Source organism: Thermus thermophilus, from assembly GCF_019974155.1.
In the GTDB taxonomy this organism is placed as follows: domain Bacteria; phylum Deinococcota; class Deinococci; order Deinococcales; family Thermaceae; genus Thermus; species Thermus thermophilus_C.
Window position 1 is genome coordinate 1067577 of record NZ_AP025158.1, and the last position, 22587, is coordinate 1090163.

The following is a 22587-nucleotide window of genomic DNA, read 5'->3' on the forward strand; positions in this document are numbered from 1 at the left end:
GCTACAGGAGGACCGCCCGCCCCCGGGTGGCGTCCCGGAGGGCCTTGAGGAACCCTTCCCGCTCGGGCTTCGGGAGGAGGAGGGCGAAGCGCACGCCCTCTGGGGTGTAGGCCTCCTCGGCCTTTAGGGCGCGGGCCTCCAGGAGGGCGTGGACCCGGCCCACCTCGGCGAAGGGCACGAGGAAGGCGAGCCCCACCCGCTCCACCAGGGGGACCTTGGGCGCCCGCCTTAAGGCCTCCGCCGCCACCCCCCCGTAGGCCCGCACCAGCCCCCCGGCCCCGAGCTTCACCCCGCCGAAGTAGCGCACCACCAGCACCGCCACCCGGTCCAGGCCCTGGGCCTCTATGGCGTGGAGGATGGGCTTCCCCGCGGTGCCCGAGGGCTCCCCGTCGTCAGAGAAGCGGTAGAGGGGGCCGATCTTGTAGGCGTAGCTGTTGTGGGTGGCCTCCGGTTCCCGGTTCTCGGCCAAAAACGCCAAGGCCTCCTCCTCCGAGGCCACGGGGGCGGCCTTGGCGATAAAGCGGCTCTTCCGGACCTCCTCCTCGTAGACCACCTTATCCGCCAGGGTGAGGCTCATGCTTCCTCTAGACCTTTGACCCTGGGGAAGCCCAACGCCCTTAGGCCTTGGACCAAACGGGCATCGGCCGTCCAGAGGAGGGCCCTCTTCCTCTCGGCCAGGGCCACATAGAAGGCATCGTAGGCCCGCGCCTGGCCCAGCTTAGATGCCCAGCGCAGGGCGGGGAGGGCAAGTTCCTCGTCTTTGGCATAGATCCAGGGGAGTTTGAGAAGCAGGTCCAAGGCCCTTTCCGCGGCCTCCTGGGTCAAGGCGCCGTGGAAGGAGGCCCGCCGAAGGGCCGAGGCCACCTCGGCGGCGAAGAGCCGGGGGACGAAGAGGGGCCTCTCCTCCACCACGGCCCGCCGGAGGAGCCTCTGGGCATGTTCCCGCAAGGGATGGCCCGTGGCCGCGGCCACGGCCACGGAAGCGTCAAGGACCCAGGCGCTCGTCATGGGCCCGCCTGTCCTCTTCCATGAGGTCTTGCCCCACGGGGGCTTCCCCGCCGAGGCGGCTTAGCTCCTCCAGAAGGGCGAGGTAGTCTTCCTTTCGCTTGGCCTCCTCGGCGAGGCCTCGGGCCACGAGCTCCTTCAAGGCCTCGCTGGCGCTCACCCGTCGTCCACGGATGAGGGCGAGCCTTCGCGCCAGGCGCTGGACCTCGGCCCACTGGTCCTCCTCCAGCACCACCTGAACCCGGTGAAGCTTCATCCTCACCACCTTATACCCTTTCTCCGCCTTCCTTCGCTTGGCTAACCCGAGGACCCTTTGCCGGGGCCCCCATGCTGGCCCTAAGTGCCCGCACTTGATTTCGCCACATGGAACGCCGGAGGTAGGGCTCTGCGAAGCCTCTTTTGGGGCCCCCGCTCTGGCGCAAGCCAGCGCGGGGTACTTAAACCCCCAAGGCCCTAAGGGCCGCCTCCTCCATCCCCCAGGGGTCCGGGAGGAGGCCCGTCCAGATGCGGAAGGCCAAAGCCCCCTGCCAGGCGAGCATGGGAAGGCCGGTCTGGACCTTCAGGCCCCGCTCCTTGGCCTCCCGCAGAAACCGGGTCCAGAGGGGGCGGTAGACGAGGTCCACCGCCGCCCCCTCCTCCGGGAGGAGTTCCGGCGGCAAGGGGGTGGCCCCGGGGTCGCCGAGCCCCACGCTGGTGGCGTTCACGAGGAGCCGGGCCTCCTTCGCCCTCTCCAGGGGCACGGCCCTGAGGCCGAATTCCTCCGCCAGGGCGAGGGCCCGCTTTGGGGTGCGGTTCCAGACCCAGACCTCGAGGCCCGCCTCCTTCAGGGCGAAGGCCACGGCCCGGCCCGCCCCCCCCGCTCCCAGGACCAGGGCGGGGCCTTTTAGGGGGATCCCCCCCGCCTTCAGGGCCTCGAGGAAGCCCGGGGCGTCGGTGTTGAAGCCGAAAAGCCTTCCCTCCACCTGGAGGACGGTGTTCACCGCCCCGATCCTTTGGGCCTCGGGGGAGGCCCAGTCCAGGTGGGCCAGGGCCGCCTCCTTCAGGGGGAGGGTGAGGTTGACCCCCCGGAAGGCCCGACGCACCTCCTTTAGGCGCCCGGGCAAGGCCTCCAAGGGGGTTTCCCAGGCCTCGTACCTGCCCTCAAGCCCCAGGCTTTCCAGGGCGAAGGCGTGCATGGCGGGGGAGAGGGAGTGGGCCACGGGGTGGCCCAGCACGGCGAAGCGCAGCATCCCCTTAAGGATAGCGCGGCTTGGGGCACACTTTTTCCCCACGGGCCTATAGAATAAGGACGGTGAAAAGGCTTTGGGCTTTGATCCTCCTCCTCCTCCCCCTGGCCCTGGGGAAGACCTACCTCGTGCCCATACAAGGGGAGATTGATCCCGCCTTGGCGGTCTTCGTGGAGCAGGCCCTCGCCCGGGCGGAGCGGGAAGGGGCGAGCGGCGTGGCCTTCCTCATAGACACCCCGGGAGGGCGGGTGGACGCGGCCATCCGCATCTCCGACCGCATCCTCCAGACCCCCCTCCCCACCCTGGCCATCGTCCAGAACGCCTTCTCCGCCGGGGCCCTCATCGCCCTCTCCTGCCGCCAGATCGTCATGCTCCCGGGCTCGGAGATCGGGGCCGCCCTCCCCGTGGTGGCCCTGCCCTTCCAGGAGCCCCAGGCCGCGGACCAAAAGGTGATCTCCGCCCTCAAGGGGAAGTTCCGGGCCGTGGCCGAGGCCCGGGGGCGGCCCGTGGAGCTCGCCGAGGCCATGGTGGACCCGAACCTCGAGGTCCCCGGCCTTTCCGCCAAGGGGGAGCCCTTGACCCTCTCCGCCGACAAGGCGGTGGAGCTCAAGGTGGCCGACCTCAAGGCGGCGAGCCTCTCCGAGGCCCTTCAGGCCGCGGGCTTCAGCCCTGAGGTGGAGCGGCTCGCCCCGGGCCCCCGCGTCCAGGTGGCCCGCTTTCTCACGAGCTCCACCGTGGCGGGCCTCCTCCTCGCCTTGGGGCTTCTCCTCCTTCTGGTGGAGCTCTTCACCCCGGGGTTTGGGGTGGCGGGGGCCCTGGGGCTGGCCTTCCTCGCCCTCTACTTCGCCGGGGGGTGGCTTGCGGGGCTTTCCGGAGCCTTTGAGCTCCTCCTCTTCCTCCTCGGGGTCGCCCTCCTCCTCGTGGAGGTCTTCCTCTTCCCGGGCTTCGGCATCGCCGGGGTCTTGGGGGTGGGGAGCATCCTGGCCTCCGTCTACTTCACCTTCGGGGAGAACGCCCTCCTCGTCCTCTCCGTGGCCGTGATCGCCTTGGGGCTCGGCCTGGTGCTGGTCTTCCGCTACCTCCCGCGGACGAGGCCCGCCCAGGCCTTGGTCCTGGAAAGCGCCATCCAGGGGCACGCCACCGAGGAGGCGGTGGAGGTGGGGGCGGTGGGGACCGCCCTCACGGACCTAAGGCCCGGGGGCGTGGCCCGCTTCGGGGCCAAGCGGGTGGACGTGGTGGCGAACCGGGGGTTCATCCCCAAGGGGACCCCGGTGCGCGTGGTGGAGGTCCGGGGCATAACGGTCGTGGTGGAACCGTTGGAGGAGTAGCTATGGAAGGACTGGGCATCGTTTTCCTGGCGGCGGTCGTCCTGCTTCTCGTCTTCCTCTTCTTCAGCTTCATCCCGGTGGGGCTTTGGATCTCGGCCTGGGCGGCGGGGGTCAGGGTCCCCCTCCTCACCCTGGTGGCCATGCGCCTAAGGCGCGTCCCCCCGGCCAAGATCATCTACCCCCTCATCAAGGCCACCAAGGCGGGGCTGGACGTGAGGCTGGACCGCCTCGAGGCCCACTACCTGGCCGGGGGGAACGTGGACCGGGTGGTGGACGCCCTCATCGCCGCCGACAAGGCGGGGATCAAGCTCACCTTTGACCGGGCGGCGGCCATAGACCTCGCGGGCCGGGACGTCCTGGAGGCGGTGCGGGTCAGCGTGAACCCCAAGGTCATCCAGACCCCCATGGTGGCCGCGGTGGCCAAGGACGGGATCCAGCTCCTCGCCACCGCCCGGGTCACGGTGCGGGCCAACATTGACCGCCTGGTGGGCGGGGCGGGGGAGGAGACGATCATCGCCCGGGTGGGGGAAGGCATCGTCACCACCATCGGCAGCGCCAACTCCCACAAGGAGGTCCTGGAGAACCCCGACCGCATCTCCAAGACCGTGCTGGAAAAGGGCCTGGACGCGGGCACCGCCTTTGAGATCCTCTCCGTGGACATCGCCGACGTGGACGTGGGCAAGAACATCGGCGCCCAGCTCCAGATTGACCAGGCGGAGGCCGACAAGAAGATCGCCCAGGCCAAGGCCGAGGAGCGCCGGGCCATGGCCGTGGCCGCCGAGCAGGAAAACCGCGCCCTGGTGGAGGCCATGCGGGCCAAGCTGGTGGAGGCCCAGGCCCAGGTGCCCCTGGCCCTGGCGGAGGCGTTGAGAAAAGGCCACCTTGGGGTGATGGACTACTACCGCCTGAAGAACATTGAGGCCGACACGGATATGCGGGAGTCCATCAGCCGCGCGGCGAAGCCCGAGGGTGAGGAATGAGCTTAGACGACCTTTTGGGCCTCCTCTTCGTCTTCTTCTTCATCGTCCTTCCGGCCCTCCAGGGGCTTTTCCGCCGGAACCCCCCGCCCGACCTCCCCTTTCCCGTGGAGGGGGAGGCCGAGGCGCCCCCGCCCCCCCCGCCCCCTCCGCGGTGGCCTGAGTCCTCCCTGGAGGTGCTCCAGGCCACACCCCCCAGGCCACCGGAAGTGGGCCTCCGGGAGGCGGAGCCTGGGGCGCCTTTCGAGGAGGCGCCCGAGCGGCCCAAAGGCAGGCGGCTTGGCACCCGCGCCAAGGACGTGGTCCAGGGAATGATATGGCACGAAATCCTGAAGAAGCCCAAAGGGTTGTGATCCCCCTGGGAAGCGAGGAGGCCCTGGCCTTTCTGGGCCAGGCCGACCGCAACCTGAAGCGCTTGCGGAGCCTCTTCCGGACCTACCTGGGGGACGAGGTCCGCCTCGTCTCCCGGGGGGAGCAGGTGGAGGTCTTGGGGCCTCCCGAGGCCGTGGAGAAGGCGGAGAGGGCCCTCCGGGACCTCCTCGCCCTCCTGCGCCAGGGAGCGGAGCTGGACGAGGCCACGCTGGAGCAGGCGGTCCGCCTGGCGGCGGAAGGGGAGGGGCTTTACCAGGCCACCGAGCCCGAGTTGGAGCTCCAGCTCCCGGGCCGCCTGCGCCCCAAAACCCCGGGGCAGAAGCGGTACGTGGAGGCCATCGCCCGGCACGACATCACCTTCGGCATCGGCCCCGCGGGCACGGGGAAGACCTACCTGGCCGTGGCCATGGCCGTGAGCCACCTTCGGGCGCGCCGGGTGAAGCGCATCGTCCTCACCCGCCCGGCGGTGGAGGCGGGAGAGAAGCTGGGCTTTCTGCCGGGGGACATCCAGGCCAAGGTGGACCCCTACCTCAGACCCCTCTACGACGCCCTCTTTGACATGATTGACGCGGAGCGGTTTGAGCAGTACCTGCAGTCGGGGATCATTGAGGTGGCGCCTTTGGCCTTTATGCGTGGAAGAACTTTGAATGATGCCTTCATCATCCTGGACGAGGCCCAGAACACCACCCCAGAACAGATGAAGATGTTCCTCACCCGCATGGGCTTCTCCTCCAAGATGGTCATCACGGGGGACGTGACCCAGATTGACCTGCCCAAGCACCAGCGGTCCGGCCTGGTGGAGGCCGTCCGCATCCTCAAGGGCATAGAGGGGATCGCCTTCGTCTACTTCAAGGAGTCGGACGTGGTGCGCCACCCCCTGGTGGCCCGCATCATCAAGGCCTACGAGGAGGCGGAGCGTGGTGGAGGTGGTGCGCAATAAGCGCCCTCCCCGGGGGCTCGTCCCCAGGCTTAGGCGGGCCCTGGCCGCCCTCATGGAGGAGCTCGGCGTGGGGGACAAGGGGGTCACCGTGATCCTCACCGGGGACCGGAGAATGCGGGCCCTGAAGCGGGAGTGGTGGGGGGAGGACGAGGCCACGGACGTCCTCTCCTTCCCCCACTACGAGCCGGGGGACCCCTTCGTTCCCCCCCACCTCGGGGACATCTGGATCAGCCTGGACACCGCGAGGAGGCAGGCCGAGGCCCGGGGGGCCTCCTTGGAAGAGGAGGTCCTGGTCCTCGCCGCCCACGGGCTTTGGCACCTCCTCGGCCACGACCACCGGGAGGAGGAGGATTGGGAGGGGTTCCGCCGCGTCCAAGAGAGGATCCTCGCCCTCTAAAAGGGGTTCTCCGGTCCTTCGGCTACGCGTGGGAGGGCCTCGCCTACGCCTGGCGGGTCCAGCGGAACTTCCGGGTGGAGGTGGCCTTGGGCCTCTTTGCCCTGGGGCTTGGCCTTTGGCTTGGGGTGGACCTCGTGCCCATCCTCCTCGTGGCCGCCCTGGTCCTTTCCTTGGAGCTTGTCAACACGGCCCTCGAGGCCCTCACCGACCTGGCAAGCCCCGTCTACCATCCCTTGGCCAAGCGGGCCAAGGACACCGCCGCGGCGGCCGTCTTCCTGGCGAGCCTTTTCGCCCTCGGCCTCGGGGTCTACCTCTTTCTCCCCGCCCTTTGGGCCCGGTTTGGGCTAAGCTAGGGATATGCCTTCGTGTGCTACCTCATAGCTCCACCCCGGCCATCCTGAGAAGCACCCGGCTACGTATGAGGTTGTGAACGAGCAGGATGAGATTCACCCGGGCCACCAGCCCCCAGTAGGACCGCGCTTCTATCCGATGAAGCCCCAAAGACCGCACCATCACGCTAAACCGCGTCTCAATCCAGTTCCGTACCCTCCCCATCCACTCTTTCCATCCCGTCTCCACCACCGTTCCTCCCCTGACCCGATAGGGTGGCGTCTTGACCCCCTGGACCCAGCGAAAGCCCCGGTCCCCCAAGACCGCGGGCAGACCGTCCAGCAGGTCCCTCCCCCAGGTCTCCCGGGCATTCCCGGGGAGGATAGCCCAACGAAAAAAGAGGCCGCGCTCGTTCATCACCGGCATGAGAACGTAGCCCGCGAAAGCCCCCAGGGGGCCCACCCCCACAGCGGCCTCAGGAAGGTCCAAGCCGTGAATCCGGTGGCCGTGGGCCAGGGGGATGGGTTTGAGGTCCACCACCTGCAGAAGACCTTGCCCTCCGGAGAGCCTTATGGCCAGGTGAGCCAACAACCCCTGAGCCTTCTGAAGGACCCGGTAGAAGCGGGAGAGGTGGGGGAGGGAGGGGAAGTAGGCCTTGAGGGTGGTCTTGGCGGCCAGGTAGCCTTTGGCGAGGTCCTGGCCTTGCAACAGGACGAAGATGGCGAGGGTCAAGAGCTCGGCCAGGGTGGCCTTCTGGTGCTTTTGCTTTGGGGGGAGCTTGAATCCTTGGGCCTGCAGGGCTTTCAGTTCGTCATCTACCCAGACGTAGATAGCCACGAGAAGGGTCTCTGCGTCAAGATGGTAAAGGGGGTGCTCACGATCTTGCCGCATGGCACCCCCTCTTTTTTCACACCCCGGGGGTCCAGATCAAGTAGCACACGAAGGTATGGAATACGAGGAGAGGGAGCTGATCCTGGAGCTATTTCCAGGAACCTCCCCCGACCTCCTGCCCATAGGGGAGATCCTCTATTACCGGGACGGGGAGGGCCGGGTGGTGATCCTGGAGAAGGGCCCGCCCGAGCTCAAGCTCGTCTTGGAACCCCTCCCGGGAAGCCCCGCCACCCCCCAGGTCTGCGAGGCCTGCCACCGCCACCTCTCCGGGCAGGCGGCTGGGTTTTTCCGCCACACCGTGGGAGGGGACCCGAGGCACCTGCGCTACCTGGTCCTCTGCCAGGACACGGCCCGCTGCGCCAGCCACGCCCCACCCGGGCGTTTGAGGGAGATCCTCCTTCGGGGTATACTCTCCTGAGAAAGGCCCCAGGGCCGCGCGGAGGTCGGCAGCCGCCGGCCTCCCGTTTGCCAGTGGGGGTTAGCGAGGTGACCTATGGCGCGCGAGGTGAAGCTTACCAAGGCCGGCTACGAGCGGCTCATGCAGCAGCTGGAGCGCGAGCGGGAGCGCCTGCAGGAGGCCACCAAGATCCTGCAGGAGCTGATGGAGTCCAGCGACGACTACGACGACTCGGGCCTCGAGGCGGCCAAGCAGGAGAAGGCCCGGATTGAGGCCCGGATTGACTCCCTGGAGGACATCCTCTCCCGGGCCGTGATCCTGGAGGAGGGAAGCGGGGAGGTCATCGGCCTGGGCTCGGTGGTGGAGCTGGAAGACCCCCTTTCCGGGGAGCGGCTTTCCGTCCAGGTGGTCTCTCCGGCGGAGGCCAACGTCCTGGACACGCCCATGAAGATCTCCGACGCCTCGCCCATGGGCAAGGCCCTTTTGGGCCACCGGGTGGGGGACGTGCTCTCCCTGGACACCCCCAAGGGCAAGCGGGAGTTCCGGGTGGTGGCCATCCACGGTTGAGACCATGAACGACCAGACCCGCCAGCGCCTGCTCAACCTGGAAGCCCTGGTGGAGGCGGGGTTTGCTCCCTACCCTTACCGCTTCCCCAAGACCCACAGCGCCGAGGCCATCCTCAAGGCCAAGCGGGGCGCCCCCCCCGAGTCCGAGTGGCCGGAGGAGGAGGTGGCCGTGGCCGGGCGCCTCGTGGCCTTGAGGCGCATGGGCAAGGTGACCTTCGCCCACCTCCTGGACGAGACGGGAAGGATCCAGCTCTACTTCCAGAGGGACCTCACGCCCAAGTACGAGCTCCTCAAGAAGCTGGACGTGGGGGACATCCTGGGGGTGAGGGGGCACCCCTTCACCACCAAGACGGGGGAGGTGACGGTCAAGGTCTTGGACTGGACGCCCCTGGTCAAGAGCCTCCACCCCCTCCCCGACAAGTGGCACGGCCTCCGGGACAAGGAGGTCCGCTACCGCCAGCGCTATCTGGACCTCATCGTCAACCCCGAGGTGCGGGAGGTCTTCCGCCGCCGCTCGGAGATCGTCCGCTACATCCGGCGCTTCTTTGAGGCCAAGGGGTTTTTGGAGGTGGAAACCCCCATCCTCCAGCCCACCACGGGCGGGGCGGAGGCCAGGCCCTTCAAGACCTACCACAACGCCCTAGACCACGAGTTTTACCTCCGCATCTCCCTGGAGCTCTACCTCAAGCGCCTCCTCGTCGGGGGGTACGAGAAGGTCTTTGAGATCGGGCGCAACTTCCGCAACGAGGGCATTGACCACAACCACAACCCCGAGTTCACCATGCTGGAGGCCTACTGGGCCTACGCCGACTACCAGGACATGGCGGGCCTGGTGGAGGAGCTCCTTTCGGGCCTCGTCCTCCACCTCTTCGGGAGCCACGAGGTCCCCTACCAGGGGCGGGTGCTGAACTTCAAGCCGCCCTTTAAGCGCATCTCCTTCGTGGAGGCCCTGAAGGAGAAGGCGGGCCTCCCCTTTGACCCCCTAGACCTGGAGCGCCTAAGGCTTTGGGCCGACGCCCACCACCCCGAGCTTTCCCAGGTGCCGAACTATAAGCTTCTGGACAAGCTTTTCGGCATCTACGTGGAGCCCGAGCTCCAGGACCCCACCTTCGTCTTTGACTTCCCCCTGGCCATCAGCCCCTTGGCCAAGCGGCACCGGGAGAAGCCGGGCCTCGTGGAGCGCTGGGACCTCTACGCCGGGGGGATGGAGCTTGCCCCCTGTTACTCCGAGCTCAACGACCCCCTGGACCAGAGGGAGCGCTTCCTGGAGCAGGCAAGGCGCCGCAAGGAAGGGGACGAGGAAGCCCCGGAGCCCGACGAGGACTTCCTCCTGGCCCTGGAGTACGGGATGCCTCCGGCGGCGGGCCTGGGCCTCGGGATAGACCGCCTCGCCATGCTCCTCACCGACCAGCCCTCTCTAAGGGACGTCCTCCTCTTCCCCCTCCTCAAGCCCAAGAAGGAGGCGGTGGAAGGAGGGGTTTAGATGGCCGAAAACGCCGCCCGGTTGAGCCTCGTCGTCGCCCTCCTCGTCTTGGGGCTCAAGGCCTTCGCCTACCTTCTCACGGGTTCGGTGGCCCTGCTCTCGGACGCCCTCGAGTCCCTGGTGAACGTGGCCGCGGCCCTCGCCGCCCTTCTCGCCCTCCGGGTCGCCCGCAAACCGCCGGACCAGAACCACCCTTTCGGCCACACCAAGGCCGAGTACGTTTCCGCCGTCCTGGAAGGGGTGCTGGTGGTCTTGGCCGCCTTTTGGATCGCCAAGGAGGCCCTGCCCCGCCTCCTCCACCCCGTGCCCCTCGAGGGCTTGGGCTTGGGGCTTGGGGTGAGCCTCCTCGCCTCCCTCCTCAACGGCCTCCTGGCCTACCACCTCCTCAAGGAGGGCCGCCGCCACCGCTCCCCCGCCCTCGCCGCCGACGGGTACCACGTCCTCTCCGACGTCCTTACCACCTTGGGGGTGGTCCTGGGCGTGGGCCTCGCCGGGCTCACGGGCCTTTGGGTCTTGGACCCCCTCCTCGCCCTCGCGGTGGCGGTCCAGATCCTCTTCCTGGGCTACCGCATCGTGCGGGACTCCGTGGGGGGGCTTATGGACGAGGGCCTTCCCCCGGAGGAGGTGGAGCGCATCCGCGCCTTCCTTCAGGAGCGCATCCGGGGCCGGGCCCTCGAGGTGCACGACCTCAGAACCCGAAGGGCCGGTCCCAGGAGCTTCCTGGAGTTCCACCTCGTGGTGCGGGGGGACACCCCCGTGGAGGAGGCCCACCGCCTCTGCGACGAGCTGGAAGGGGCCCTGGCCCAGGCCTTTCCCGGCCTGCAGGCCACCATCCACGTGGAGCCCGAGGGCGAGCGGAAGCGGGTAAACCCCTAACGCTCTTTTCCTTCCCGGCAAAAAAGCGTAAACTATGGGGCAAAGGAGGCCCCATGCGCAGGAAGCACGACTGGCTCAGGGAGACCTATAAGAAGAGCCTGGAGAAGATCCCCGAGCGCCCCGTGGCCCACCGCACCCTCTCGGGCATCGCCCCCGACCCCCTCTACACCCCCGAGGACATCGGCGTCTTGGACCCCGAGTACGAGGAGAAGCGGGGCTTCCCCGGGGAGTTCCCCTACACCCGGGGGGTCTACGGCTCCATGTACCGGTCCAAGCTCTGGACCATGCGCATGTTCGCCGGCTTCGGCACCGCCGAGCAGACGAACGAGCGCTTCAAGAAGCTCCTGAAGGCGGGGCAGACGGGCCTCAGCGTGGCCTTTGACCTCCCCACCCTCATGGGCTACGACTCCGACCACCCCCTGGCCAAGGGGGAGGTGGGGAAGTGCGGGGTGGCGGTCTCTAGCCTCGCCGACATGGAGATCCTCTTTGAGGGGATCAACCTCGAGGAGGTCACCACCTCCATGACCATCAACAGCCCCGCCAACGCCATCTGGGCCATGTACCTGGCGGTGGCCAAGAAGCGGGGCTACGACTGGAAGAAGCTCGGGGGCACGATCCAGAACGACATCCTCAAGGAGTTCATCGCCCAGAAGGAGTACATCTTCCCCCCCGAGCCCAGCGTGAAGCTGGTCATTGACACCTTTGAGTGGGGGCCCAAGAACGTCCCCAAGTGGAACTTCATCTCCGTCTCCGGCTACCACATCCGGGAGGCGGGCTCCACCGCGGTGCAGGAGCTCGCCTGGACCCTGGCGGACGGGTTTGAGTACGTGGAGGCCGCCCTCAAGCGGGGGCTGGACATTGACGAGTTCGCCCCCCGCATCAGCTTCTTCTTTGACGTCCACAACGACTTCTTTGAGGAGATCGCCAAGTTCCGGGCGGCCCGGCGCATCTGGGCCAAGGAGATGCGCTACCGCTATGGGGCCAAGAACCCCCAAAGCTGGATGCTCCGCACCCACGCCCAGACCGCCGGGGTCTCCCTCACCGCGCAGCAGCCCCTGAACAACATCGCCCGGGTGGCCATCCAGGCCCTGGCGGCGGTCCTCGGCGGCACCAACAGCCTTCACACCGACGCCTACGACGAGGCCCTGGCCCTGCCCACGGAGGAGAGCGCCACCATCGCCCTGCGCACCCAGCAGATCATCGCCTACGAGACCGGGGTCACCCACACCATTGACCCCCTGGCGGGGAGCTACTACGTGGAGTGGCTCACCGACGAGATGGAGCGGCAGGCCATGGAGATCATTGAGGAGATCCGCCGCATGGGGGGCGTGGTGCGGGCCATTGAGGAGGGGTACTTCCTCCGGGAGCTCGCCGAGGCCAGCTACCGCTACCAGCAGGAGGTGGAGCGGAAGGAGCGGATCATCGTGGGGGTGAACGCCTTCACCGACGAGATCCCCCTGAAGGTGCCCATCCAGCTCGTGGACCCCGAGGTGGAAAGGGTCCAGGCGGAGCGCCTCGCCAAGGTGCGCCGGGAGCGCGACCCCAAGCGGGTGGAGGAGGCCCTTCAGGGCCTAAGGCGCGCTGCGGCAGAGGGGCAGAACACCATGCCCCACTTCGTGGAGTGCGCCCTGGCCTACTGCACCCTGGGGGAGATGATGGACGTGCTGCGGGAGGTCTACGGCACCTACCAGGAACCGGCCTACGTCTAAGGAGCCCCAAGAGGACATCCACGCCCATGAACCAGGAAGAGCTTTCACGGGTGTTCACGGCGCCTTTTGTGAACCACCTGGGGATCAGGCTCGTGGAAGCCGGGGAGGGGTGGTGCCTCACGGAAATGCCCGTGGGCCCAGTCCACCTGCAGCAGGACGGCTTCGTCCACGCCGGGGTGCAGGCCACCTTGGCCGACCACACCGCAGGGGCGGCGGCCACCACCCTGGTGGCCCCGGGGGAAGCCGTCCTCACCGTGGAGTTCAAGCTCAACCTGCTCCGGCCAGCCCAAGGGGAACGCCTTCGGTGCCGGGCCCAGGTGTTGCGGGGAGGGCGGACCTTGAGCGTGGTGGAGTCCGAGGTGCACACGGACCGCCTGGTGGCCAAGGCCACGGTGACCCTGGCCATCGTGAGAAGCCTGGGAAGGGAGGGGTAGAATGGCAGACGTGGACAGGCGGATACGGGTCCTCATCGCTAAGCCGGGCCTGGACGGCCACGACCGGGGGGCCAAGGTGGTGGCCCGGGCCCTCAGGGACGCGGGGATGGAGGTCATCTATACGGGGCTAAGGCAGACCCCGGAGATGATCGTCTCCGCCGCCATCCAGGAGGACGTGGACGCCATTGGGCTTTCCATCCTCTCCGGGGCCCACATGCACTACTTCCGCGAGGTGAAGCGCCTTTTGGACGAGCAGGGGGCCTCGGACATCCTCCTCTTCGGCGGGGGGATCATCCCCGACGAGGACGTGCCCAAGCTGAAGGCGCTGGGCGTGGCCGCCGTCTTCGGTCCCGGCACCAGCACCCAGGAGATCGTGGACTTCCTGAAGAAGGCGGTGCCGGAGCGCTGGAAGGCCCAGGGGCTCGCATGAAGGCCATCCAGCTCTACTACCCCCCGGAGTGGGCCCACTGCTACGGGTGCGGCTACCTGAACGCCCACGGCCTCCACATCCAGACCTACTGGGACCCGGAGAAGGGGGAGAGCGAGACCCGCTTCACCCCCCGCCCCTACCACACCGCCATCCCCGGCTTCGTCTACGGGGGGCTTCTCGCCTCCCTGGTGGACTGCCACTCCACCGCCACCGCGGCCGCGGCCAAGGCCCAGGCCGAGGGGCTTTCCCTGGAGGCCACCCCTCTCCGCTTCGTCACCGCGAGCCTCAAGGTGGACTTCCTCAAGCCCACCCCCCTGGGGCCGGGCCTCCGCCTCGTGGGCCGGCCCAAGGAGGTGAAGGGGAGGAAGGTGGTGGTGGAGACGGAGCTCTACGCGGACGGAACGCTCACGGTCCGGGGGGAGGCGGTCCTGGTTCAGATCGCCGAGGGCTTCGGCGGCGGGGCGGGCTAGCCCTCGAGGCCCGGTAAACACATCAGAAAAATTGCGGTTGACACGCTCAACCCCCTTGGTCTATCCTGGACCCCGGCCTTAAGGGCCGGGGAGCCTTATGTTCCAGCAACTGGCCGCGCGACTCCAGGAGGCCATTGACCGGCTCAGGGGCCGGGGCCGGATCACGGAGGAGGACCTGAAGGGGACCCTCCGGGAGATCCGCCGCGCCCTCATTGAGGCCGACGTGAACCTGGAGGTGGCCCGGGCCTTCGTGGAGGAGGTGCGGGAGCGGGCCCTGGGGCGGAAGGTCCTGGAGAGCCTCACCCCGGCCGAGGTGGTCCTGGCCACGGTCTACGAGGCCCTGAAGGAGGCCCTGGGCGGGGAGCCCAAGCATCCCCAGCTGAAGGACCGGAACGTCTGGTTCCTCGTGGGGCTCCAGGGGTCGGGGAAGACCACCACCGCCGCCAAGCTCGCCCTTTACTACAAGGGGAAGGGGCGGCGCCCCTTACTGGTGGCGGCGGACACCCAGCGCCCGGCGGCGCGGGAGCAGCTCCGCGTCCTGGGGGAGAAGGTGGGGGTGCCGGTCCTCGAGGTCCAGGACGGGGAAAGCCCCGAGTCCATCCGGCGGCGGGTGGAGGAGCGGGCCCGCCTGGAGGTGCGGGACCTCGTCCTGGTGGACACCGCCGGCCGCCTCCAGATTGACGAGCGCCTCATGGAGGAGCTCGTGCGCCTCAAGGCGGCGCTGCGCCCCGACGAGGTCCTCCTCGTCCTGGATGCCATGACGGGCCAGGAGGCCCTCTCCGTGGCCCAGGCTTTTGACGAGCGGGTGGGGGTCACGGGCCTCGTCCTCACCAAGCTGGACGGGGACGCCCGGGGCGGGGCGGCCCTCTCCGCGCGGCGGGTCACGGGCAAGCCCATCTACTTCGCCGGGGTTTCCGAGCGGCCGGAGGGCCTGGAGCCCTTCTACCCCGACCGCCTCGCGGGCAGGATCCTCGGCATGGGGGACGTGGCCACCCTGGCGGAGAAGGTGCGCCAGGCGGGCCTCGAGGCCGAGGCGCCCAAGTCCGCCAAGGAGCTCACCCTGGAGGACTTCCTCAAGCAGATGCAGAACCTCAAGCGGCTGGGCTCCTTCTCCGAGCTCCTAAAGCTTCTTCCCGGGGTGAGCCGGGCCCTGCCCCAGGGGTTCCAGGTGGACGAGCGGGCCTTCAAGCGCCTGGAGGCCATCGTCCTCTCCATGACCCCGGAGGAGCGCAAGGACCCCCGGATCCTCAACGCCTCCCGCAGGCGGCGCATCGCCAAAGGAAGCGGCACCACGGTTCAGGAGGTCAACCGGCTGGTCAAGGCCTTTGAGGAAGCCAAGGCCCTGATGAAGTCCCTGGAGCGTCGCAAGGGCCGGGGACTCATGGGAATGTTCAGGAGGTAAGCGCATGGTCAAGATCCGTCTGGCTCGGTTTGGTTCCAAGCACAACCCCCACTACCGCATCGTGGTCGCCGACGCCCGCAGGAAGCGGGACGGCAAGTACATTGAGAAGATCGGCTACTACGACCCCCGGAAGACCACGCCCGACTGGCTCAAGGTGGACGTGGAGCGGGCCCGGTACTGGCTTTCCGTGGGCGCCCAGCCCACGGACACCGCCCGCAGGCTCCTCCGCCAGGCGGGGGTCTTTCGGCAGGAGGCCCAGGAGGGCGCCTGAGGGGAGGGCCGGCCGAGGCCCCGGGAAGTCCCCGGGGCCTTTCGTTTAGCATGGACGTATGAAGGACGTGGTGGAGTACCTGGTGCGCTACCTGGTGGACCGCCCCGAGGCGGTGCGGGTTCAGGTGCGTAGGGGCAAGGAGGGCACGGTCTACCTGGTGGAGGTCGCCCCGGAGGACAAGGGGCGGCTCATCGGCAAAGGGGGGAGGGTCATTGAGTCCCTCCGCACCGTGGTCCGGGCGTACGCCAAGCGCAAGGTGGGCGTGGAGGTGCGCTGAGGCCGCGGCGGAAGGACCCGGCATAATGAGGGTATGCGCCTGGTGGAGATCGGCCGGTTCGGCGCCCCTTACGCCCTGAAAGGGGGCCTTAGGTTCCGGGGAGAGCCCGTGGTGCTCCATTTGGAACGGGTCTACGTGGAAGGCCACGGGTGGCGGGCCATTGAGGACCTCTACCGGGTGGGGGAGGAGCTGGTGGTCCACCTGGCGGGCGTCACCGACCGCACCCTGGCCGAGGCCCTGGTGGGGCTTCGCGTCTACGCGGAGGTGGCCGACCTCCCCCCCTTGGAGGAGGGGCGGTACTACTACTTCGCCCTCATCGGCCTGCCCGTGTACGTGGAGGGGCGGCAGGTGGGGGAGGTGGTGGACATCCTGGACGCCGGGGCCCAGGACGTCCTCATCATCCGGGGCGTAGGGGAGAGGCTCAGGGACCGGGCCGAGCGGCTCGTGCCCCTGCAGGCCCCCTACGTGCGGGTGGAGGAGGGGGGCATCCACGTGGACCCCATCCCCGGCCTCTTTGACTGATGCGCTACACCGTCATCACCCTTTTCCCCAACCTCGTCCGCCCCTGGCTGGAGGAGTCCCTCCTGAAGAAGGCCCTGGAGCGGGGCCTGATCCAGGTGGAGGTGGTGGACCTCAGGGCCTTCGGCCTCGGCCGGCACCGCACGGTGGACGACACCCCTTACGGCGGCGGGGCGGGGATGGTGATCCGTCCCGACGTGGCGGTGGCGGCCCTGGAGCGGGCGCTCCCGGCGGACGAGGTGGTGCTCCTCTCCCCGGCGGGGAGGCCTTTCACGCAGAAGGTGGCGGAGGAGCTCGCCGGAAAGGAGCACCTCGTCCTCCTGGCCGGCCGCTACGAGGGGTTTGACGCCAGGGTAGAGGCCTTCGCCACCCGGATCCTCTCCATCGGGGACTACGTCCTCATGGGAGGGGAGGTGGCGGCCCTGGCGGTCCTCGAGGCCACCGCCCGCCTCGTCCCCGGGGTGATCGGGGACCCGCAAAGCCACCGGGAGGACTCCTTCGTCCGCGGCCTTCTGGACTACCCCCAGTACACCCGCCCCCCCGAGTTCCGGGGGCTTAGGGTGCCCGAGGTCCTCCTTTCGGGCCACCATCAAGAGGTGGAGAGGTGGCGGCGGCAGGAGGCCTTGCGCCGCACCCTGGCCCTGCGGCCCGAGCTCGTCGCCCGGGCGCCCCTTAGCCTCTTGGAGGCCCGCTTGCTTGCGGAAATGGATCGGGAGGAGTAAACTTGGGGCTGTTTGCCCATGAACCCGCCGAGGGTTCCTCTGGGGAAGGAGGGAGCATGAACCGAGGAGCGCTCATCAAGTTGGTGGAGTCCCGCTACGTTCGCACGGACCTTCCCGAGTTCCGTCCCGGCGACACCGTCCGGGTGTCCTACCAGGTCAAGGAAGGCAACCGCACCCGCATCCAGGACTTTGAGGGCATCGTGATCCGCATCCGCCGCAACGGCTTCAACACCACCTTCACCGTGCGGAAGATGAGCTACGGCGTGGGCGTGGAGCGCATCTTCCCCCTGCACTCCCCCCTCATCCAGAAGATTGAAATCGTCCAGCGGGGCCGCGCGCGCCGGGCTAAGCTCTACTTCATCCGCAACCTCTCCGACCGGGAGATCCGCCGCAAGCTCCGGGCCGACCGGAAGCGGATTGACCAGGACCGGGCCGCCGAGCGGGCCGCCAAGGAGGAGGCCCAGAAGCCCGAGGCTTCCCAGGAGTAAAGGGAGCGCGGGAAGGGGGGCGGCCTGGCCGCCCTCCTTCGGCTTAGGAAAGGAAGCCCAAAGACCGGGCCCGGGAGAGGGCCTCCACCCGGTTGCGGGCTTCCAGCTTGGCGTAGAGGCTTTCCAGGTGGCTCCGCACCGTCTCCGGAGAGAGGCGGAGGGCCCGGGCGATCTCCTTGGTGGAAAGGCCCTCGGCCAGGAGGCGGAGCACCTCCTCTTCCCGCGGGGTGAGGGCCGGGATGTCGGGGGGGGTGAACCGCTCCTCGCCCTGCCGGATCCGGAGAAGCCGCCGCTTGAGCTCCGGGGCCGAGAGCTCCTTGGAGAGATAGGCGTCGGCCCCCGCCTTGTGGGCCTCCAGGAGCAGGGCGGGCTCCTGGTAGGTGGTGAGGAGGATGACGAGGCCGCGGTAGCCCATCTCCCGCAGGCGCCGGGCGCAGGTGAGGCCGTCCATCCCCGGCATGCGCAGGTCCAGGAGGACGGCATCGGGAGCCTTCTCCAGGGCCTGGGCCAGGGCCTCCTCCCCGGTGCCCGCCTCCGCCACCACCTCGAGGCCCTCCGCCTCGAGGGCCACCTTGAGCCCCAGGCGGAAGAGGGGGTGGTCGTCCGCCACAAGGAGGCGCACGCCTCCATCCTAAGCCCCGGCGTATACTTAGGGCATGCCCCTTACCCTGAACCAGCTGGCCGAGCTTTCCGGCCGGGCCTCGGAGCACGTGCTCGCCGAGGAGGTGGAGGAGACGGGGACGCCTGCGGAGGAGATCCTGGCGCGCCTAAGGGAGCGCCTCGCCGTGATGCGGGACTCGGTGCGGCGGGGCCTCGCTTCCGATGCCCCCAGCGTGGCGGGCCTGGTGGGGAAGAACGCCAAAACCCTCTGGGAGGCCCCTGACCCCTTGCGGGACCCCCTTCTCAAGCGGGTACAGGCCTACGCCATGGCCGTGAACGAGGAGAACGCCCGCATGGGGCGGATCGTGGCCGCCCCCACGGCAGGAAGCGCCGGGACGCTTCCCGGGGCCCTTTTGGGCGTGGCGGACCACCTGGGGATCCCCGACGAAGAGCTCCTCATGCCCCTGGTCCTCGCCGGGGGGGTAGCGAAGATGATCGGCCGGGTGATCCACATCGCCGGGGCAAGCGGGGGATGCCAGGCCGAGATCGGCTCCAGCGCCGCCATGGCCGCGGCGGCCGTCACCGAGCTTTTAGGCGGCACCCCGGAGGCCTCGGCCCACGCGGCGGCTTTGGCCCTGCAGAACACCCTGGGCCTGGTCTGCGACCCCGTGGGGGGGTTCGTGGAGGTGCCCTGCGTGATGCGGAACGGCTTCTACGCCGTCCACGCGGTGAGCGCCGCCTCCATGGCCCTTGCGGGGATCCGGAGCGTGATCCCGCCCGACGAGGTGGTCCTGGCTATGGCGGGCATCGGCCGCCTCCTCCCCCTGGAGCTCAAGGAAACCGGCCTGGGGGGCTTGGCGGACACCCCCACAGGCCGGAGGCTGGCGGAAGAGGCGCTGAAGAAGACGTAGCCCTACTCCTCGCCTTTAGCGATGGGCACCCCCACCAGGTTGCCCCACTCGGTCCAGGAGCCGTCGTAGTTCTTCACGTGGGGGTAGCCCAGGAGGTACTTGAGGACGAACCAGGAGTGGCTGGACCGCTCGGCGATGCGGCAGTAGACGACGATGTCCTTGTCTTTGGTGATCCCAAGGGGCTCGTAGAGGGCCCGGAGTTCCTCGGCGCTTTTGAAGGTGCCGTCGGGGTTCACCGCCTTGGCCCAGGGGATGTTCTTCGCCCCGGGGATGTGGCCGGCGCGGAGGGCCCCCTCCTGGGGGTAGTCGGGCATGTGGGTGAGCTCCCCGCGGTACTCCTGGGGGCTACGCACGTCCACCAGGGCGCCCTTGCCTTCTTTCACCTTGATGATGTGCTCCAGGACGTCGTCCCGGTAGGCCCGGATGGACTCGTCCCGGTAGGGGACCTCGTAGCGCCCCGGGGGATAGGAGGGGATCTCGGTGGTGAGGGGGCGGCCTTCTTCCACCCACTTCTGCCGTCCCCCGTTCATGAGCCGCACGTCCTTGTGGCCGTTGTACTTGAAGAACCAGAAGGCGTAGGCGGCCCACCAGTTGTTCTTGTCCCCGTAGAGGACCACGGTGGTGTCGTTGGAGATGCCGAGCCTTTCCATGAGCTTGGCGAACTCCTCCTCGCTGATGAAGTCCCGGACCACCGGGTCCCAGAAGTCCCGCTGCCAGTCAATCTTCTGGGCCCCCGGGATGTGCCCGGTGTCGTAGAGGAGGATGTCCTCGTCCACCTCGAGGACCCGTACCTTGGGGTCCTCCAGGTGCTCCTGGACCCAGTCGGTGCTCACCAGAACCTCGGGGTGGGCGTATCCCATAACCACCTTCCGGGGATACTATACCCTTGAGCCTGTGGATATTAAAGGGCGGAGGACACAATGTGCCCTTTGGAAAGGCGCCTGGCCACGCCGGTTTGCTTGACAGGGGGAAGGGGGCATGCTAGGCTATCTAGCGGTTGCGGGCGGCTAGCTCAGTGGAAGAGCGCTCGCCTCACACGCGAGAGGTCGTAGGTTCAAGTCCTACGCCGCCCACCAGCTCCAGGACACAAAGCTTCCCCCCACGGTAGCGTGGGGGGAAAACCTTTAGCCGGTTTATCAGCCGGTCTATCCGTTCAGGCTTGGGCGCGGGGGGCGGGGTAGAGAAGTTCTTCCAGGTCCAGCACCCACCCCCGGCGCTCCTCCTCCAGAAGGTGGCGGTACACATTCAGGGTGATGGTGGGGCTGGCGTGGCCCAGCCTTTCGCTCACCACCTCCAGGGGCACGCCCCGGGAGAGGGCCAGGGTGGCCCAGGTGTGCCTGAGGTCGTGCACCCTCACCCGGCCCAAGCCCGCCCTTTCCGCCAGGCGGCGCAGGTAGTGGTTGAACGCGTCCGGATCCACGGGCTTTACCCCGCCCACCAGGAAGAGCCCGTCCACCTCCTCCGGGGTGAGCCTCGCCAGAAGCTCCTCCCTCCGGGCCCTGAGGCGAAGGAGGAGGCCACGGGGCAAGGGCACCTTGCGCTTGGCCGTGGGGGTCTTGGGCTCGGAGAAGGCTCCCCTTCCGGCCACCTTTACCCAAGCCCGCCACACGGTAAGCTCCCCGGCCTCCAGGTCTATGTCCCGCCACTGCAGGGCCAGGGCCTCGCCCCGGCGGAGCCCGGTTTCCAGCATGAGCCGGAGGAGCAGGGCCATGTCCTTGGACCGGGAGGCTTCGGCGGCCTCCAGAAGCCGGGCCACCTCGTGGGGCTCCAGGGCCCTGGCCGCCTTCTCCCCCTTGGGCAGGCGCAACCTCACGGCTTCGGCGGGGTTTCTGGCCACCAGTTCCAGCCGTAGGGCCTCCCGGAAGAGGGCCTTGAGCCGCATGAGCACCCGGCCCACGGTGCGGGGGGCGTAGCCTGCTTCCACCACCCGGTCCACGGCGGCCCGCACATGGACCGGCTTCACCTCCTGGAGCCGCATGCGGCCCAGGGGGTCGTGGGCCTTGGGGTCCTTGAGGGAGGGGAGGGCGTGGGCCAGCTCGTCCAAGGCCAGGCGGATGGAGTTCGGCCTAAGCCCCTCCCGCTCCAGGCGTTTCAGGTACTCCAGGGCGAAGTCCCGCGTGGTGAGCCTGGAGGGGTCGGTGAGGAGCCCTTTGGCCTGGGCGGCCACCATATCCGCCAGGGCCCTTTCGGCCTCCTTGCGGGTTTCGCAATGCTTCTCCCGCTTGACCTTCCGGCCCGTGGCGGGGTCTACCCAGGTGAGCTGGGCTATCCACTTCCCCTTGCCCTCGTGGTAGAAGACGCTTCCGCCCCCTTTGCCGCGCCTTCGCATCACCACCTCCTACGCTTCCTTCCCTTGCGCCAAAGCCACCGGGCCCGGCGTAGGGCCCACCGCTTGCCCACCCGGCCCCGGGCCAGCATCTTGGCGAAGCGAAGCCAGGACCAGAGCTTCCTAAGGTTCACGGTACTCCTTCCCCTCCAAGAACGCCTCCACGGCGGCCCTCGGGATGCGCCAAACCCGGCCCACCTTCACCGCGTGGAGCTTTTTGGCGTAGATGAGCTTTTCCACCGTCTTGCGGCTAACCCGGAGGAGCTTGGCCACTTCCTCCACGGTCAAGACTTCTCCTTGCATGCCTGTAAGATACCACAGAAGCCCGGAGGAGGGTAGTGAGGGGTGTTCATTCGCGAAATCTTTCTTTCGCGAAGATGGCAGGGCGGCCTCGAGGCCCCGGGGCAACCCGTCAGCCCTTGACGGGGAGGAGGGGTAGGTTAGAGGTTTCCCGGTGGCCGCAAAACCCCGGTTTTGGACCGCTATGGTCCGTTATCGGCCACCCCGAGGGCTAGCCCCCCTCTTCCCGGTGTTCCGTTTCGGAACGGAACGCTTAGTGTTCCGCTATGTTCCGAAACGCCAAAGTGTCCCGTTATGTCCCGTTTCGGCCAAAACCCCGGTTTGCGCCGTTATGCGCCGAAACGCCAAACTCGTGGCCCCTTCCAAATCCCCGAGAGTCCTCTTGCGCGTGGGCATTCTCTCACCTCCTCACCCCTCACCCCCCGGGGGGTTGCCACGCCCACAGGGTCTTGGGCGGGTCTACCCACACCGTACCGAGGGGGCCAAGGTCCACCGCCTCCTTGAGAAACTTCCCCCCGAGGTAGGGCCACATGCGGGCCGTGATGCCCGCGAACCTGGCCCACGGCCACATGGCCGCTACCCACCGGGCTACGGTGTGGAGGGGGCAAGGGTCTTCCGGGCTGGCCTCGAGGCCGGGGACCTCCGGGGGTGCCGCCCCCTCAAGGTCCTCAAGCAAGGGCTTCTTCGCGGTCATGCTTCCTCCTCCTCCCACGGCGTAGCCCCCCAGTCCCGGTAAACGCCCCCTTCCACCTCCACGGGCACCGCGTTCCCAAGCACCTCCTCCATCCCTTGGCGCATGAGGGCGGTGAGGGCTTCCAGGTTCTCCCTGGCCCCTTCCTCGGGGGACTCCAATACCAGCTCGTCATGCACGGCCAGGACGGGGAAGGCTTTCCAGAGCAACGCCCGGTTCTCCCAGAGGAGGGCCAGGGCCCTGAGCTC

33 protein-coding genes and 1 tRNA gene are annotated in these 22587 nt (G+C 68.3%); 22 read left to right on the forward strand and 12 right to left on the reverse strand.

Going from position 1 to position 22587, the window contains the following annotated elements; translation table 11 throughout:
* Position 1: 1 nt before the first annotated feature.
* The 4 genes from TthTMY_RS05735 to aroE form a co-directional block, all read right to left on the reverse strand.
* On the reverse strand, positions 2-577 hold the full coding sequence (locus tag TthTMY_RS05735) for an IMPACT family protein (RefSeq protein ID WP_096410592.1): 576 nt from the start codon (positions 575-577) through the stop codon (positions 2-4).
* Positions 574-1008, reverse strand: coding sequence for a type II toxin-antitoxin system VapC family toxin (locus tag TthTMY_RS05740; RefSeq protein ID WP_096410593.1), 435 nt, complete (start codon positions 1006-1008; stop codon positions 574-576). Before TthTMY_RS05740 ends, TthTMY_RS05735 begins: the two co-directional genes overlap by 4 nt.
* A complete protein-coding gene (locus tag TthTMY_RS05745) occupies positions 986-1261 on the reverse strand; it encodes a hypothetical protein (protein WP_096410594.1) in 276 nt (91 codons plus the stop codon). Before TthTMY_RS05745 ends, TthTMY_RS05740 begins: the two co-directional genes overlap by 23 nt.
* A gap of 181 nt (positions 1262-1442) precedes the next feature.
* A complete protein-coding gene (aroE, locus tag TthTMY_RS05750) occupies positions 1443-2234 on the reverse strand; it encodes a shikimate dehydrogenase (protein WP_096410595.1) in 792 nt (263 codons plus the stop codon).
* Between the two features lie 62 nt (positions 2235-2296).
* Between aroE and TthTMY_RS05755 the strand changes: the two genes are divergently transcribed.
* Genes TthTMY_RS05755 through TthTMY_RS05780 form a run of 6 tightly spaced genes read left to right on the forward strand, consistent with a single transcriptional unit; the run spans position 2297 to position 6598 of the window.
* Positions 2297-3559, forward strand: a complete 1263-nt coding sequence (locus TthTMY_RS05755; protein ID WP_172844617.1) for an NfeD family protein — start codon at positions 2297-2299, stop codon at positions 3557-3559.
* 2 nt (positions 3560-3561) lie between these two features.
* Positions 3562-4539 carry a flotillin-like protein FloA gene (floA, locus tag TthTMY_RS05760; RefSeq protein ID WP_096410597.1) on the forward strand — a complete coding sequence of 326 codons (978 nt, stop codon included), beginning with the start codon at positions 3562-3564 and terminating at the stop codon, positions 4537-4539.
* Positions 4536-4889 (forward strand): hypothetical protein, encoded by a 354-nt coding sequence (locus tag TthTMY_RS05765; protein WP_096410598.1) that lies wholly within the window; start codon positions 4536-4538, stop codon positions 4887-4889. Before floA ends, TthTMY_RS05765 begins: the two co-directional genes overlap by 4 nt.
* Positions 4853-5848 carry a PhoH family protein gene (locus TthTMY_RS05770; protein ID WP_096410599.1) on the forward strand — a complete coding sequence of 332 codons (996 nt, stop codon included), beginning with the start codon at positions 4853-4855 and terminating at the stop codon, positions 5846-5848. Before TthTMY_RS05765 ends, TthTMY_RS05770 begins: the two co-directional genes overlap by 37 nt.
* Positions 5826-6245: an rRNA maturation RNase YbeY gene (gene ybeY / locus TthTMY_RS05775; protein WP_096410600.1), complete on the forward strand. Its 420-nt coding sequence runs from the start codon at positions 5826-5828 to the stop codon at positions 6243-6245. The genes TthTMY_RS05770 and ybeY overlap by 23 nt, the downstream gene beginning before the upstream one ends.
* On the forward strand, positions 6200-6598 hold the full coding sequence (locus TthTMY_RS05780; RefSeq protein ID WP_096410601.1) for a diacylglycerol kinase: 399 nt from the start codon (positions 6200-6202) through the stop codon (positions 6596-6598). The genes ybeY and TthTMY_RS05780 overlap by 46 nt, the downstream gene beginning before the upstream one ends.
* A gap of 22 nt (positions 6599-6620) precedes the next feature.
* Here the strand turns inward: TthTMY_RS05780 and TthTMY_RS05785 are convergent, their stop codons facing one another.
* Positions 6621-7466, reverse strand: a complete 846-nt coding sequence (locus TthTMY_RS05785) for a transposase (RefSeq protein WP_096410485.1) — start codon at positions 7464-7466, stop codon at positions 6621-6623.
* A 55-nt stretch (positions 7467-7521) separates the two neighbouring features.
* Here TthTMY_RS05785 and TthTMY_RS05790 point away from each other — a divergent pair, with 55 nt between their 5' ends.
* From TthTMY_RS05790 to rplS, 14 genes are all read left to right on the forward strand, one after another.
* Complete coding sequence (locus TthTMY_RS05790) at positions 7522-7884, forward strand: hypothetical protein (RefSeq protein WP_096410603.1); 363 nt, start codon at positions 7522-7524, stop codon at positions 7882-7884.
* A gap of 75 nt (positions 7885-7959) precedes the next feature.
* On the forward strand, positions 7960-8430 hold the full coding sequence (locus TthTMY_RS05795; protein ID WP_011173122.1) for a GreA/GreB family elongation factor: 471 nt from the start codon (positions 7960-7962) through the stop codon (positions 8428-8430).
* Between the two features lie 4 nt (positions 8431-8434).
* Positions 8435-9913: a lysine--tRNA ligase gene (gene lysS / locus TthTMY_RS05800; protein ID WP_096410604.1), complete on the forward strand. Its 1479-nt coding sequence runs from the start codon at positions 8435-8437 to the stop codon at positions 9911-9913.
* Entirely contained in the window at positions 9914-10789 is an 876-nt protein-coding gene (locus TthTMY_RS05805) for a cation diffusion facilitator family transporter (RefSeq protein WP_096410605.1), read from the forward strand.
* Between the two features lie 53 nt (positions 10790-10842).
* A complete protein-coding gene (locus tag TthTMY_RS05810) occupies positions 10843-12498 on the forward strand; it encodes an acyl-CoA mutase large subunit family protein (RefSeq protein WP_223903072.1) in 1656 nt (551 codons plus the stop codon).
* Between the two features lie 26 nt (positions 12499-12524).
* Positions 12525-12932: a PaaI family thioesterase gene (locus TthTMY_RS05815; protein WP_093006271.1), complete on the forward strand. Its 408-nt coding sequence runs from the start codon at positions 12525-12527 to the stop codon at positions 12930-12932.
* A 1-nt stretch (position 12933) separates the two neighbouring features.
* Positions 12934-13362, forward strand: coding sequence for a cobalamin B12-binding domain-containing protein (locus TthTMY_RS05820; RefSeq protein WP_223903073.1), 429 nt, complete (start codon positions 12934-12936; stop codon positions 13360-13362).
* The gene (locus TthTMY_RS05825; RefSeq protein ID WP_223903074.1) at positions 13359-13832 is read left to right on the forward strand and encodes a PaaI family thioesterase; all 474 of its coding nucleotides are present in this window, start codon (positions 13359-13361) and stop codon (positions 13830-13832) included. The genes TthTMY_RS05820 and TthTMY_RS05825 overlap by 4 nt, the downstream gene beginning before the upstream one ends.
* A gap of 97 nt (positions 13833-13929) precedes the next feature.
* Complete coding sequence (ffh, locus tag TthTMY_RS05830; protein ID WP_096410606.1) at positions 13930-15234, forward strand: signal recognition particle protein; 1305 nt, start codon at positions 13930-13932, stop codon at positions 15232-15234.
* A gap of 4 nt (positions 15235-15238) precedes the next feature.
* The gene (rpsP, locus tag TthTMY_RS05835; protein ID WP_096410607.1) at positions 15239-15505 is read left to right on the forward strand and encodes a 30S ribosomal protein S16; all 267 of its coding nucleotides are present in this window, start codon (positions 15239-15241) and stop codon (positions 15503-15505) included.
* A 58-nt stretch (positions 15506-15563) separates the two neighbouring features.
* Complete coding sequence (locus TthTMY_RS05840; RefSeq protein WP_011173114.1) at positions 15564-15782, forward strand: KH domain-containing protein; 219 nt, start codon at positions 15564-15566, stop codon at positions 15780-15782.
* Between the two features lie 33 nt (positions 15783-15815).
* Positions 15816-16304, forward strand: coding sequence for a ribosome maturation factor RimM (gene rimM, locus TthTMY_RS05845; protein ID WP_008632437.1), 489 nt, complete (start codon positions 15816-15818; stop codon positions 16302-16304).
* The gene (trmD, locus tag TthTMY_RS05850) at positions 16304-17023 is read left to right on the forward strand and encodes a tRNA (guanosine(37)-N1)-methyltransferase TrmD (protein WP_011173113.1); all 720 of its coding nucleotides are present in this window, start codon (positions 16304-16306) and stop codon (positions 17021-17023) included. The genes rimM and trmD overlap by 1 nt, the downstream gene beginning before the upstream one ends.
* A gap of 56 nt (positions 17024-17079) precedes the next feature.
* A complete protein-coding gene (gene rplS / locus TthTMY_RS05855; protein WP_096410608.1) occupies positions 17080-17511 on the forward strand; it encodes a 50S ribosomal protein L19 in 432 nt (143 codons plus the stop codon).
* Between the two features lie 43 nt (positions 17512-17554).
* Here rplS and TthTMY_RS05860 read toward each other — a convergent pair whose 3' ends face one another.
* Entirely contained in the window at positions 17555-18133 is a 579-nt protein-coding gene (locus TthTMY_RS05860; RefSeq protein ID WP_096410609.1) for a response regulator transcription factor, read from the reverse strand.
* Between the two features lie 34 nt (positions 18134-18167).
* Between TthTMY_RS05860 and sdaAA the strand changes: the two genes are divergently transcribed.
* Complete coding sequence (sdaAA, locus tag TthTMY_RS05865; protein WP_096410610.1) at positions 18168-19022, forward strand: L-serine ammonia-lyase, iron-sulfur-dependent, subunit alpha; 855 nt, start codon at positions 18168-18170, stop codon at positions 19020-19022.
* Between the two features lie 2 nt (positions 19023-19024).
* Here the strand turns inward: sdaAA and TthTMY_RS05870 are convergent, their stop codons facing one another.
* Positions 19025-19882 (reverse strand): sulfurtransferase, encoded by an 858-nt coding sequence (locus tag TthTMY_RS05870; RefSeq protein ID WP_096410611.1) that lies wholly within the window; start codon positions 19880-19882, stop codon positions 19025-19027.
* Positions 19883-20023: 141 nt separating this feature from the next.
* Here TthTMY_RS05870 and TthTMY_RS05875 point away from each other — a divergent pair.
* A tRNA-Val gene (locus TthTMY_RS05875) sits at positions 20024-20098 on the forward strand.
* Positions 20099-20175: 77 nt separating this feature from the next.
* On the opposite strand, the gene TthTMY_RS05880 is transcribed toward TthTMY_RS05875, so the two are convergent.
* The 5 genes from TthTMY_RS05880 to TthTMY_RS05895 all read right to left on the reverse strand — a co-directional run bounded on the left by TthTMY_RS05880 (position 20176) and on the right by TthTMY_RS05895 (position 22548).
* On the reverse strand, positions 20176-21351 hold the full coding sequence (locus TthTMY_RS05880; protein WP_096410612.1) for a site-specific integrase: 1176 nt from the start codon (positions 21349-21351) through the stop codon (positions 20176-20178).
* Positions 21351-21482: a hypothetical protein gene (locus TthTMY_RS11865; protein ID WP_015716574.1), complete on the reverse strand. Its 132-nt coding sequence runs from the start codon at positions 21480-21482 to the stop codon at positions 21351-21353. The genes TthTMY_RS05880 and TthTMY_RS11865 overlap by 1 nt, the downstream gene beginning before the upstream one ends.
* Complete coding sequence (locus tag TthTMY_RS05885; protein ID WP_028494617.1) at positions 21472-21651, reverse strand: helix-turn-helix domain-containing protein; 180 nt, start codon at positions 21649-21651, stop codon at positions 21472-21474. The genes TthTMY_RS11865 and TthTMY_RS05885 overlap by 11 nt, the downstream gene beginning before the upstream one ends.
* 412 nt (positions 21652-22063) lie before the next feature.
* Positions 22064-22342 (reverse strand): hypothetical protein, encoded by a 279-nt coding sequence (locus TthTMY_RS05890; RefSeq protein ID WP_096410613.1) that lies wholly within the window; start codon positions 22340-22342, stop codon positions 22064-22066.
* Entirely contained in the window at positions 22339-22548 is a 210-nt protein-coding gene (locus TthTMY_RS05895; RefSeq protein WP_096410614.1) for a hypothetical protein, read from the reverse strand. The genes TthTMY_RS05890 and TthTMY_RS05895 overlap by 4 nt, the downstream gene beginning before the upstream one ends.
* Between the last annotated feature and the right edge of the window lie 39 nt (positions 22549-22587).

Bases quoted from the DNA above. Each gene is read 5' to 3' on its own strand.
- TthTMY_RS05735 (WP_096410592.1), bottom strand. From the start codon at position 577: ATGAGCCTCACCCTGGCGGATAAGGTGGTCTACGAGGAGGAGGTCCGG.
- TthTMY_RS05740 (WP_096410593.1), bottom strand. From the start codon at position 1,008: ATGACGAGCGCCTGGGTCCTTGACGCTTCCGTGGCCGTGGCCGCGGCC.
- TthTMY_RS05745 (WP_096410594.1), bottom strand. From the start codon at position 1,261: ATGAAGCTTCACCGGGTTCAGGTGGTGCTGGAGGAGGACCAGTGGGCC.
- aroE (WP_096410595.1), bottom strand. From the start codon at position 2,234: ATGCTGCGCTTCGCCGTGCTGGGCCACCCCGTGGCCCACTCCCTCTCC.
- floA (WP_096410597.1), top strand. From the start codon at position 3,562: ATGGAAGGACTGGGCATCGTTTTCCTGGCGGCGGTCGTCCTGCTTCTC.
- TthTMY_RS05765 (WP_096410598.1), top strand. From the start codon at position 4,536: ATGAGCTTAGACGACCTTTTGGGCCTCCTCTTCGTCTTCTTCTTCATC.
- TthTMY_RS05770 (WP_096410599.1), top strand. From the start codon at position 4,853: ATGGCACGAAATCCTGAAGAAGCCCAAAGGGTTGTGATCCCCCTGGGA.
- TthTMY_RS05785 (WP_096410485.1), bottom strand. From the start codon at position 7,466: ATGCGGCAAGATCGTGAGCACCCCCTTTACCATCTTGACGCAGAGACC.
- TthTMY_RS05790 (WP_096410603.1), top strand. From the start codon at position 7,522: ATGGAATACGAGGAGAGGGAGCTGATCCTGGAGCTATTTCCAGGAACC.
- TthTMY_RS05795 (WP_011173122.1), top strand. From the start codon at position 7,960: ATGGCGCGCGAGGTGAAGCTTACCAAGGCCGGCTACGAGCGGCTCATG.
- lysS (WP_096410604.1), top strand. From the start codon at position 8,435: ATGAACGACCAGACCCGCCAGCGCCTGCTCAACCTGGAAGCCCTGGTG.
- TthTMY_RS05805 (WP_096410605.1), top strand. From the start codon at position 9,914: ATGGCCGAAAACGCCGCCCGGTTGAGCCTCGTCGTCGCCCTCCTCGTC.
- TthTMY_RS05810 (WP_223903072.1), top strand. From the start codon at position 10,843: ATGCGCAGGAAGCACGACTGGCTCAGGGAGACCTATAAGAAGAGCCTG.
- TthTMY_RS05815 (WP_093006271.1), top strand. From the start codon at position 12,525: ATGAACCAGGAAGAGCTTTCACGGGTGTTCACGGCGCCTTTTGTGAAC.
- TthTMY_RS05820 (WP_223903073.1), top strand. From the start codon at position 12,934: ATGGCAGACGTGGACAGGCGGATACGGGTCCTCATCGCTAAGCCGGGC.
- TthTMY_RS05825 (WP_223903074.1), top strand. From the start codon at position 13,359: ATGAAGGCCATCCAGCTCTACTACCCCCCGGAGTGGGCCCACTGCTAC.
- ffh (WP_096410606.1), top strand. From the start codon at position 13,930: ATGTTCCAGCAACTGGCCGCGCGACTCCAGGAGGCCATTGACCGGCTC.
- rpsP (WP_096410607.1), top strand. From the start codon at position 15,239: ATGGTCAAGATCCGTCTGGCTCGGTTTGGTTCCAAGCACAACCCCCAC.
- TthTMY_RS05840 (WP_011173114.1), top strand. From the start codon at position 15,564: ATGAAGGACGTGGTGGAGTACCTGGTGCGCTACCTGGTGGACCGCCCC.
- rimM (WP_008632437.1), top strand. From the start codon at position 15,816: ATGCGCCTGGTGGAGATCGGCCGGTTCGGCGCCCCTTACGCCCTGAAA.
- trmD (WP_011173113.1), top strand. From the start codon at position 16,304: ATGCGCTACACCGTCATCACCCTTTTCCCCAACCTCGTCCGCCCCTGG.
- rplS (WP_096410608.1), top strand. From the start codon at position 17,080: ATGAACCGAGGAGCGCTCATCAAGTTGGTGGAGTCCCGCTACGTTCGC.
- sdaAA (WP_096410610.1), top strand. From the start codon at position 18,168: ATGCCCCTTACCCTGAACCAGCTGGCCGAGCTTTCCGGCCGGGCCTCG.
- TthTMY_RS05870 (WP_096410611.1), bottom strand. From the start codon at position 19,882: ATGGGATACGCCCACCCCGAGGTTCTGGTGAGCACCGACTGGGTCCAG.
- TthTMY_RS05880 (WP_096410612.1), bottom strand. From the start codon at position 21,351: ATGCGAAGGCGCGGCAAAGGGGGCGGAAGCGTCTTCTACCACGAGGGC.
- TthTMY_RS05885 (WP_028494617.1), bottom strand. From the start codon at position 21,651: ATGCAAGGAGAAGTCTTGACCGTGGAGGAAGTGGCCAAGCTCCTCCGG.
- TthTMY_RS05890 (WP_096410613.1), bottom strand. From the start codon at position 22,342: ATGACCGCGAAGAAGCCCTTGCTTGAGGACCTTGAGGGGGCGGCACCC.